The following is a 10,415-nucleotide window of genomic DNA, read 5'->3' as shown; positions in this document are numbered from 1 at the left end:
CCCCGCCGGCTCTGGGACGACCTAGAGCGCGTGCGGCGGAAGTGGGAAGAGGGCAACCGATTCTCGCTGCACTCCCTGAGCGTGGCGTTGAGCCCTCAACCGAACCGGCCCCATAAGCCCGCTGACACGCTGTCCGGGAAAGACGAAGTGGGTCGGGCCCGCCGCGTCCAGACGCGGCGCCAGCGTCCCGAAGACGGTGACGTCGAGCGTGTGGACGCCGGGCCCGAGGAGTCCCGTCACGTCGAACACGTACGGAGAGCACACCCGTACACCGGCGAGGACGCCGTCGACCGACACCTCCGCCGTGCCGCGCACCCGGCCGAGGTCGACCGTCGTCCGCCCGGCGGCGAACGCGTCGGGCAGCGTCACCCGCCGGGTGTAGCGCACGCCTCCGCTGTACTCGGCGAGGCCGCGCTCCTCCCAGTCCCCGAGCCTGATCCGCCCGGGCCCCACGACGCAGCGCAGCGGCCCGGCGAGCGCCGCGCCGCCCTGGCGGCCCGGGCGGGTCTCCACCCGCAGGGCGAGGGCGCGCGGGCCGTGCGGACCGTCGGCGGCGAGGTCGTCGGCGGCCAGGGTGCGCACGCCGTCCTCGGCGGCCCCGGCGGTCGTGGCGCGGCGCCGGCCGTCGACGAACAAGGTCGCGTCGCCGTAGACGTCCACGCTCAACGCGCTCGCCCCGGGCGGCAGTTCGCACCACAGCCACTCGACGGCCGGCCGCGCTCCGGGCGCCGCGAAGCCGACGGGCCGCACCGTGCCGTCGTCGGCCTCCGGGTCCAGCCAGGCCGCGCCGGGCAGCGGGTGCGGTCTGCGCCACAGGCACAGGGCGGCGGGGTCCCCCACCTGCTCGCGGCGGACGAGGACCGGCGTGCGCACGCCGTCGCGCTCGGCCCGCCACGAGGAGTCGCTGTGCACGGCCGCGACGCGGCGGCCGTCCCCGTCGTACACCAGCGCGTCCACCAGCACCGCGGGATCGGCGCCGTCCGCGGTCTCGACGGTGAGCCGGTTGACCCCGGCGCGCAGGGCGGCCGCCACCTCGTGGCGGCGCACGCGCGGCACGGCGTGCTCGGCGTACGGATCGAATCCGCCCTGCCGGCCGGCCACCAGCCCGTTCACCCGCAGCACGCACCTGCCCCGCGCGGCGACCTGCACGATCGCCCGGGCGGGGGCCGCGGCCAGGGTCAGCGTGGTCTCCACCGCGGCTCGCCCGCCGTCGCTCGGGTCGCCCGGCGCGAGGATCCACTCTGGGCGCCGGTACCGTCGCGGGTCGCCTACCAGCGCCGCGTGCGCCCGCAGGTCGACGTCCTGATCGGGTGTCAGGTCCAGTTCGAGGAGGTGGCGTCCGGCGCCGAGGCGTACGGGACCGAGGGCGAGGTGACCCCCGTCGTCGAGGACCACGGGCTCGCCGTCGAGCCGGGCGGTCTTGGCGGCGGCCGCCCCGACCGCGAGGCAGCCGTCGAACGCCTCGTCCAGCAGCAGTTCCAGGCGTACGCGGGCGAGGGTCCCGGCGGCCGTGGGGCCGATATGCAGGAACTCCTCCGGCACATGGCCCTTGGGGCCGAGCACGGCACGGTGGACGGGGTCCTTGTGGACGCCTCGGGCAGCTGACCAGGCGAGGGCGGACCGCAGGCCGCCGTCCTCGTCGACGACGACCGCGCCGACCCCGAAGGACGCGTGGACCAGGGGGTGTTCGCACCCAGCGTCGGGACCGGGCACGGCGCCGGCGTCGTCGCCCGGGCCCTCGACCCGGTGGCGGAAGGCGCGGCGCTCGACCACGGCTGGTCCGGCGGGCGGCGGGCCGGTCGCCGGGCGGGAGAAGTCGCCCCAGGTGTCGTCGAGCGTTGGGACGAGGGCCGTCTCCCAGACGGCGTCCTCGGGGATCTCCACGGCGACGGCGCCGCCCTCGGAGGTCCCCGGAACCGCCACGCCGGGACCGCAGACCCCGTCGCCGCCGTCTTCGCCGTCGCCGCCGGGGAAGACCAGCAGGGCGGCCGGCCCCGCGTCGAAGGGCACGTCGACCTCCACGGCCCCCGGCTCGTCCGCCGCCGCACTGACCGGCAGGGCGCGCGGCGCGCCGCCGAAGGGGTCGATCAGAACGGCTGGACCGGCGCTTCCCCGCACCCGGACCCGGGCGCGGCGCGCATAGCGGCGGGGGTCGAAGTCGTAGCGGGCGTCGAGCCAGCCCAGGGCCGCGCCCCGCTCGTCGGGCGCGCCCACACGCGCGCGGGTCGCCCGTGGGGAGGCAGCCGTCAGGAACACCACCGTGGCACCCTCCACCCGCCGGGCGAGCGCGGGCACGGTCGCCTGTACGACGGGGCGCGGCTGCTCGTCGAGGAGTGCGGCGAGCCCGTCCGCGGCCGGGACGGAGCGCGCCCTGCCGTCGGCGAAGCAGGCGCGCAGCTCGGCGAGGGCCGCGGCCCCCTCGGGCCCCATGACCTTCTCGGGCAGAGCGCCCACGGCGATCACGCGCCCGCCCGCCGTGGCGAACGCGGTCAGCCGGCGCGCGGCGCCCTGCTCCAGGACGGTGCACGCGGGCAGCACGATCGTCGCGTACGCCTCCTCGGCCACGCAGAGCCGCACGCCCGCCGCCCTCTCGTCCGCCGCCCTCTCGTCCGCCGCCCCCGCGTCCGCCCGCACCTCGGCGCGGCTCAGGGACGCGTCGTCGATCACGTCGGCGTCGAGCCCGAGCCGGTCCACGGCGCCCGGCCGGGTCCGGAACCAGGTCATGTCGCCGACGAGTTCGAGGTAGGTCTCCTCGGCTCGCTCCGCCTCGGCGGTGACGCCGTCGAGCGCCGTGCCCGCCTGGGCGGTGACGGTGGGCAGCAGGATCGCGGTGTCGCACAGATGGCTGCCGAGGCTGAGGACCGCGCAGAGCCGGGTCACGGCGTCGGCGAAGACCCGGTGGTGGCGCCAGTAGGGCTGGCGCCAGTCGGTGGCCGGCGGGGCCCACTCCCACCAGCCGCCCTTGGTCGTGTAGTAGACGGCGTGCGGGTTGTACAGGGTCGCGCCGGCCCGCAGCCAGGGCAGCAGCCAGTCGTACGTCTCCTCCAGCGTGCCGCCCCAGCCGGTGGAGTGGAACGCCTCGATCCAGGTGCGGGGGCGGCCGTAGAGATGGGCGAGCGAGGAGTGGACGCGGGCGTCGCCGTGGTGGTCGCTGCCGGGTGCGGAGAACCAGCGGTGGGTGCGGGCGTAGTCGGCGTACAGCTGGACGCCCCCGACGGGGCGCCCCGCGCGGGCGGGGTCCTGCTGGTCGCAGCCGACGGTCAGGCCGTGCCGCTGGTGCCAGTCGGCGAGCGGCCGGAAGAACGCCTCCTCGGCGAGCTCGGCGCGCGTGCGGTGGTAGTCGTGGCGCACCCGGCGGGCCTCGGGGTGCACGGTGTCGTCGTACAGGGCGTCGAGGCAGTCCACCAGGTCGTAGCCGCGCCGCTGCTCGAAGGCGTCCGCGAACCGCGTCGACCAGGTCGGCAGGGCGGGCAGCTCGTCCTGGAACGAGCCGACGACGACGGTCCCGAGCCGGTCGCCGAGGCGCCGCTCGAACTCGCCGTGCACCCGGTCGAGCAGCGCCGCGCAGGCGCCCCCTCCCAGGTAGTCGAAGCCGAGCGGCACATGGTGATGGAGCGTCAGCCGCCAGCGCCCGGGCCCCGGCGCGTGCACCGCGCGGTCGTGCACGTCGAGCCTGACCGGCGGCCCCAGCGGCCGTCCTTCGAGGTCGACCGGCTCGGCGGCGCCCGCGAGCGGCGTCCCCTGCTCGGGGCAGCGCAGCGCTGCGGAGCCCTCGACCACCCTGCGTACGCGCTCCAGCCTGCGGCCGGCGTAGGCGGGCTGCTCGTCGACCAGGCGGGCCTGGAGGTCGGCGCCGGAGAAGCCGAGCTGGTCGTAGAACCAGAGGCGCACACCCTCCTCCCGCGCGTCCTCGCAGACGCCGTCGACGATCGCCCACCAGGCGTCGGAGAAGAACGGCGGGTCGTCGGCGTCCGCGCCGAACAGCGGTCCTGAGGGCGCGAGGTCGATCAGGACGAGGTTGTGCACCCCGCCCTCGGCGAGGCGCTGGAGCTGGGCGCGCAGCCGGGCGGGGTCGAGCGGCTCGCCGCTCCACCACCACAGGGCGGCGGGCGAGTAGTCGCGCGGCGGCGCGGCGAGGACTGCGGCGATGCTCGCGGGGAGCGCATCGGCGGCGTCGGGAGGGGGATTCACGGCGCTCAGCCCTTGAGTCCGCCGGCGAAGCCCTTGATGACGTAGCGCTGGAGGAGCAGGAAGACGATCAGGACGGGCAGGGCGGCCAGGACGAGCCCGGCGAAGACGAGGCCGTAGTCGGAGACGTACTGCCCGACGAAGGAGAACACCCCGACGGGGACCGTCTCCTTGTCGGAGCCGCCGAGGTAGAGGAGCGGGGTGAAGAAGTCGTTCCAGACGAACACGGCGTTGAGGATGATCACCGTGCCGGTGATGGGGCGCAGCAGCGGGAAGACGACCTGGGTGAAGGCCTGGCGGTGGTTGCAGCCGTCGATGAGCGCGGCCTGCGCGTAGTCGGGCGGCAGGGCGCGGATGAACCCGGTGTAGAGAAACACGGTGAACGGCAGCTGGATGCCCGTGTAGAAGAAGACCATGCCGTGGTAGGTGCCGAGCCAGCCGAGGTCGTCGACGAGTTCGTACAGCGGGATCATCCCGAGCTGGAAGGGCAGCACGATGCCCAGCAGGAACAGAATGTAGAGGCCGTAGCCGAGCCCTCGGGCGCGGCGGGCGAGGCAGTACGCGCCGGTGGCGCCGAGGACGACGAGCAGCAGCAGGCTGACGGTGGTGATGACCGCGCTGTTGACCAGGGCGGGGCCGAGCGACGCGGAGGACCAGGCGTCGCCGAAGTTGCCGAGGGTGGGCGGCGCGGGCGGCGCGAGCGGCGAGTCGGCGATCTGCCGCGGGTCCTTCATGGAGAGGGTGACCAGGGCGTACACCGGGAAGAGGAAGGCGACCGCGACGGCGGCCATGACGAGTTCGAGGACGTACCGTCCGTACCGCTGCTTCGTCACGCGGGGACGCTTGTTCACGCGGTGACCTCCCGGGCGCGCAGATAGCGGAGCTGGACCAGGGACACGGCGGCGACGAAGAGCGCGAGGACGAGGGCGACGGCGGTGCTGTAGCCGAACTTCCCGTAGACGAACGCCTCCTTGTACAGCACGGTCGACAGCGTCTCGCTGGAGGTGCCGGGGCCGCCGTTGGTGGCGGCGTAGACCTGGTCGAAGAGTTTGAGGCCGCCGATCGTCGACAGCATGAGATTGACCGTCAGCGCGGGGGCGAGCAGCGGCCAGGTGACGTAGCGGAAGCGCTGCCAGGCGCCTGCGCCGTCGATGCGGGCGGCTTCGTGGAGTTCGGCGGGCACGCCCTGGAGCCCGGCGAGGAAGACGACCATGGAGTATCCGGCGTACTGCCACACCACCATGGCGGCGACGGACCACAGCGCGAGCGCGGGGTCGCCGAGCCAGTCCTGCCGCAGTCCGCCGAGGCCGACCGCGCCGAGGACGCCGTTGAGGCCCGCGTCGTCCGCGGGGTTGTACACGTACTTCCAGAGGATGGCGACCATGACGGGGCTGACGACGGCGGGCGCGAAGAAGACCGCCCGCAGCAGGGAGCGGCTGGCGACGACGGCGTTGACGCCGAGGGCGAGCAGCAGTCCGACGCCGTTCTGGACGACGACCACGGCGATGGTGAGCAGCAGGGTGTTGCCGACGGACTCGAGGGCGCGGTCGTCGTCGAGGAGGGTGCGGAAGTTGTCCAGGCCGACGAAGGAGAAGTCGCCGATGCCGGACCAGTCGGTGAAGGCGTAGACGACGCCCGCGAGGCTCGGGTAGAGGACGACGACCGCGTACACGGCGAGCGCGGGGGCGACGAAGAGCCACGGCGGAAGGGTGGCGTCGCGGCGCCGGCGGGCGGGCGGGGGCTGGGGGTGTGCGGCCGGCGAGGCCGTCGGCAGCGCGTCGGCCGGGTCGCGGCGGCGTGTGCCGCCGGCGGGGTGGGGCGACTTCACTGCTTCTTCCTGTAGGCCTCGTCCAGCTGTCCCAGGGCGCCGTCGACGTCGGTCTTGCCCGCGAGCAGGTCCTGGACGGCGGCGAAGTGGGCGGGCTGGACCTCGGCGTTGGGCCAGCGCTGGTCCATGAAGGGGACGGCTCTGCCGTCGTCGATGATGGGCAGGAAGTCGCCGAGGACGGGATCGATCCTGGTGGAGGCGTCGCGTTTGAAGGGGATCGCGGAGACGGCCGCGGCCCAGCGGTTGAGGTTCTCCTGCTTGCCGAGGAAGTCGACGAAGGCCATGGCCTTGTCCTTGTTCTCGCTGCGGGCCGAGACGCCGAGGCCGACGACGATGCCTGCCGGGATCCACAGTTTCGTCGCGTCGTCGCCGCCGGGGAAGGGGAACATGCCGAGGTCTTCGGGGGTGCGGGCGGCCTGGCGGAAGTTGGACAGGACGGCGGAGACCTGCACGGCCATGGCGGCCTTGCCGCCGGCGACCAGCGAGGTCTGCTGTTCGTACGTCGTGCCGTTGGGGTTGTCGTTGAAGAAGCCCCGGCGCTGGAGCTCCTTGTACTTGCCCAGGGCGTCGGCCCAGCCGGAGCCGCGGAAGTGCGCGCTTCCGGCGGCCATCTGGTCGTCGAAGTCGGGGTTCTTGGCGTAGACGGCGTTGGGGACGAGGGCGTAGGTGATCATCTGGGTGACCCAGGGGGTCCCTGCGCCGAGGGCGATCGGCACGATGCCCTTGGCCTTGAGCCTGACGCAGACGTCGAGCAGCTCGCTCCAGGATCTGGGCGGCTGGACGCCGGCCTTGGCGAAGGCCTTCTTGTTGTAGATCGCGCCGATGGCGCTGCTGCCCGCGGAGTAGAGGTAGGTCTTGCCGTCGCTGCGGTAGGCGGCGTCGAAGCCCTCGGGGATGTCCCGGGTCCACGACTGTCCGCTGAGGTCGGCGAGCAGTCCGGCCTTGGCGACCTCGGCCATGGACATGGCGCTGCCGCTGCCGGGATAGAGCACATGGACGTCGGGGGCGTTGCCGCCGGCGAGCTGGGTGCGCACGGCGGTCTGCACCTGGTCGGTCGGGGCGAAGGAGGTGGTGAACTCGTCGTCGGGGCGGCTCTTTCGGTAGAGGGCGAGCAGTTCCTCGACGGGTTTCTGCTGGTCGGCGACGCCGACGATACGGACCTTGCCCGAGGCGCCGTCGCCGGAGCAGGCGGTGAGGGCAGGGGGGAGCGCGGCGAGGGCCGCGGCGGCGCCGCCGATGCGGAGGAACCCTCGGCGGCCGACCGTGCCCGCTCCGGGCAGGCTGCGAGGACCCGTCTCGATCACGGTCATGGTGTCTCCTCCTCCTGGGGGCCGGCGCCGGGCGCCGGCGGAAAGGCCGCGGTGAAGCGGTAGGCCCCCGACGCCACGCGGTACACGGCGTGGTCGGCGGCGGTCGCGATCAGCTCGACGCAGCCGCCGTCCGCCGGCGGCGCGCCCGACTCGAGGATCGAGGCGGGGTCGGCGGTGGGCACCCGGACGTCGGCGCTCGCGCCGGGCGGCACCTGGACGCTCAGCTCGATCCGGCCGTCCCGGCGGCGCCAGCGCACCGACACGGCGCCGCGGACGGAGGTGTAGTGCGCGCCGGCGTGGGCGAGGTCGCCGGGCTCGGGGCGGATGCTGAGGCGCCGGTATCCGGTGGAGTCGGCGCTCTGGTCGAGGCCGGCGACGCCTCGGTAGAGCCATTCGCCGATCGAGCCGAGCGCGTAGTGGTTGAAGGAGTTCATGGACGGCGCGCGGAATCCGGTCTCGGGCGTCCAGCCGTCCCAGCGCTCCCAGACGGTGGTCGCGCCGTGGCGCAGCGGGAACAGCCAGGAGGGGGCCTCGGTGCGGCGCAGCAGGGCGTGGGCGAGGTCGGCCCGTCCGTGCGCGTGCAGGACGGGCGCGGCGAGCGCGACGCCGAGGAAGCCGGTCTGGAGCGCCGGACCGGCCTTCTCGACCAGCTCGGCGAGCCGGTGGGCGGCGGCTTCGGCGCGGCCGGGGGGCAGCAGGTCGAAGGCGAGGGCGAGCAGCAGGCCGGTCTGGGTGTCGCCCGCGATGCGCAGGCCGGAGTCGGCGTCGTAGGTCACGAAGTGCTCGACGAACGCCCGGCGGACGTCGTCGGCGAGCCGGTGGGAGGCGGCGGCCGTCTCGGCGTGGCCCAGCACCGCAGCGGCCTTGGCGGTCAGCCGGGCGCTGTGCGCGAAGTAGGCGGTGGCGACGACCTCGCGCGGCGTCGGCGCGCCGGGCGCGAGCCAGTCCGAGAAGTGCGGGCCGACGCGCTCGCGCCAGATCAGGTCCGGGTTGTGACGGTGGACCAGGTCGATCCAGGCGCACATGCCCGGCAGGGCGCGGGCGAGGAAGCGCACGTCGTCGTAGGTGCGGTACAGATGCCACGGGATGATCACCCCGGCGTCCGCCCAGCCCGGGGCGCCCTCGTCGGCGACGCCTGCCAGGCGCGGGGCCACGTTGGTGAAGCCGCCGTCGGGGGTGCGGGCGTCGTCGACGTCGCGCAGCCACTTGGTGAAGAAGGCGGCGACGTCGGCGTTGAGGGCCGCCGTGGGCAGGAAGACCTGGGCGTCGGCGAGCCAGCCGAGCCGCTCGTCGCGCTGCGGGCAGTCGGTGGGCACGCTGACGAAGTTGGAGCGCTGGCCCCAGGCCACGCACTCGTACAGCCGCTGGACGTCGGGGTCCGAGCAGTCGAAAGTCCCCGCCCACGGGGTGTCGCTGTGCAGCGCCACGGCGGCCAGGTCCGAGGCGTGGAGCCGGCCGAGTCCGCTGATCTCCGCGTAGCGGAAGCCGTGGTAGGTGAACCGCGGTTCGAATACGGCCTGTTCGCGTCCGTCCGAGACGAGCACGTCCGTCGCGGCGGCGGTGCGCAGGTTGGCGGTGTACAGCCGTCCCTGGTCGTCGAGGGCCTCGCCGTGGCGGATGACGACGCGCTCCCCGGAGGCGAGCGAGCGGACGCGCAGCCGTACGCGTCCTGCGAGGTTCTGGCCGAAGTCGACGAGGTGGACGCCTGGGGAGAGGCGGGTGATCGAGCGCGGGCGCAGTTCCGCTGTCGTACGTACGGGCTCGTCGACGGATGCGGTGAGCAGGGTGCGGTCGGTGTCCGTGACCAGGGCGGGCGTCCATCCGGAGGCGTCGAAGCCCGGCAGGTCCCAGCCGTCGTGGGCGCGGCGCAGATCGTGGCGCTCGCCCATGAGCAGGTCGGCGTGGCGCACGGGCCCGGTGTGGGTGCGCCAGGCGCGGTCGGTGAGGATGCGGCTCTCGCGGCCGTCGGCGCCGGTGAGGTGGAGCTCGGCTATGAGCTGGGGCGATGTGCCGTAGTGGGTGCCGGCCCGGCGGGGGAAGAAGCCGACGAATCCGCTCCACCAGCCGTCGGCGAGGGTGGCGGCGAGGACGTTCTCGCCGTCGCGGAGCGACTCGGTCACATCGTAGGTCTGGTACTGGATGCGCCGGGTGTAGTCGGTCCAGCCGGGGGCGAGTTCGGCGTCGCCGACGCGTAAGCCGTTGAGGCGGATCTCGTAGAGCCCGCGGGCGCTGACGTATAGGCGCGCCCGTCCGCCGCGGGCGGCGTGGAAGGACCGGCGCAGCAGCGGGCAGGGGGCGAGTCCGTGGTCGTCGAGGGCGTGTTCGCCCTCGGTCGGCGCGTCGACGACGTCGATCGGCCGTGGGTCGTGGCCGATCCACGAGGCGCGCCAGGACCGGGCGCCGGCGAAGGCGGTCTCGAACCAGGACACGGCCTGGCGGGGCGCGACGGCGGTGTCGGTGGCGCGGGCCGGCCATACGGTGACCTGCCAGTGGTAGCGCGTATGGGACTTGAGCTGGCGTCCCGCGTAGCGGGCGCCGATCGCGTGGGGGTCCTCGACGCGGCCGCTGTCCCAGCAGAGCCGGCTGTCGTGGTCGAGGTCGTCGGGGTGCGCGGCCACGCGCACCCGGTAGGCGGCCGGGTCGTCGGCGCGGCGGTCGGAGGCCAGCCGCCAGGAGAGCAGGGGCGCGGGGTCGTCGATGCCCAGGGGCGTCGTGCGGTGGTCGCAGCGCAGGTCGTACGGGTGCAGAGAGCGCGGGTGCGGGGAGCGCGGGTCGGGTGCGTGCTGCGGCGAGGGACGGGACACGAGCACGTCCTTCCTTCGCACCGGGAACGGCCCCTGTTCCAGGGGCGGTTCGCCTTGGGCTCACCTGGCGTGAAGACGACTGTCTCTTGAATACCGGCTCTGGAATGTGAAATCTAACGTTAAATCTGTGACGAGGAGAGTAGGAACCCCCTGGAGGGGTGTCAAGGGTGCTGACAAGGCGTCAACTGGCCGTCCTCTCAGATGGCCGAACTCCCGCTGTACACACGCAGACAACTGCGGCGACGCGGCCGCGGGCACCCTTGTGGCCTGTGATTCGCCGTGATA

Annotated in this window: 5 protein-coding genes; all 5 read right to left on the bottom strand. The window is 74.0% G+C overall.

Features of this window, described 5'->3' with window-relative positions:
- Positions 1-21 precede the first annotated feature (21 nt).
- The 5 genes from AB0M39_RS34850 to AB0M39_RS34830 are packed head-to-tail and all read right to left on the bottom strand — an operon-like array spanning position 22 to position 10,130.
- Positions 22-4,191, bottom strand: coding sequence for a glycosyl hydrolase (locus AB0M39_RS34850; protein WP_365370996.1), 4,170 nt, complete (start codon positions 4,189-4,191; stop codon positions 22-24).
- A 5-nt stretch (positions 4,192-4,196) separates the two neighbouring features.
- Complete coding sequence (locus AB0M39_RS34845) at positions 4,197-5,039, bottom strand: carbohydrate ABC transporter permease (RefSeq protein ID WP_365370994.1); 843 nt, start codon at positions 5,037-5,039, stop codon at positions 4,197-4,199.
- Entirely contained in the window at positions 5,036-6,016 is a 981-nt protein-coding gene (locus AB0M39_RS34840; protein ID WP_365370992.1) for a sugar ABC transporter permease, read from the bottom strand. The genes AB0M39_RS34845 and AB0M39_RS34840 overlap by 4 nt, the downstream gene beginning before the upstream one ends.
- The gene (locus AB0M39_RS34835) at positions 6,013-7,326 is read right to left on the bottom strand and encodes an extracellular solute-binding protein (RefSeq protein WP_365370990.1); all 1,314 of its coding nucleotides are present in this window, start codon (positions 7,324-7,326) and stop codon (positions 6,013-6,015) included. The genes AB0M39_RS34840 and AB0M39_RS34835 overlap by 4 nt, the downstream gene beginning before the upstream one ends.
- Entirely contained in the window at positions 7,323-10,130 is a 2,808-nt protein-coding gene (locus tag AB0M39_RS34830; protein WP_365370988.1) for a family 78 glycoside hydrolase catalytic domain, read from the bottom strand. Before AB0M39_RS34830 ends, AB0M39_RS34835 begins: the two co-directional genes overlap by 4 nt.
- Positions 10,131-10,415: the final 285 nt, after the last annotated feature.

Source organism: Streptomyces sp. NPDC051907 (assembly GCF_040681075.1).
GTDB lineage: Bacteria > Actinomycetota > Actinomycetes > Streptomycetales > Streptomycetaceae > Streptomyces.
Note: the sequence above shows the minus strand (reverse complement) of the source record. Positions and strands in the feature narration are given on the sequence as shown.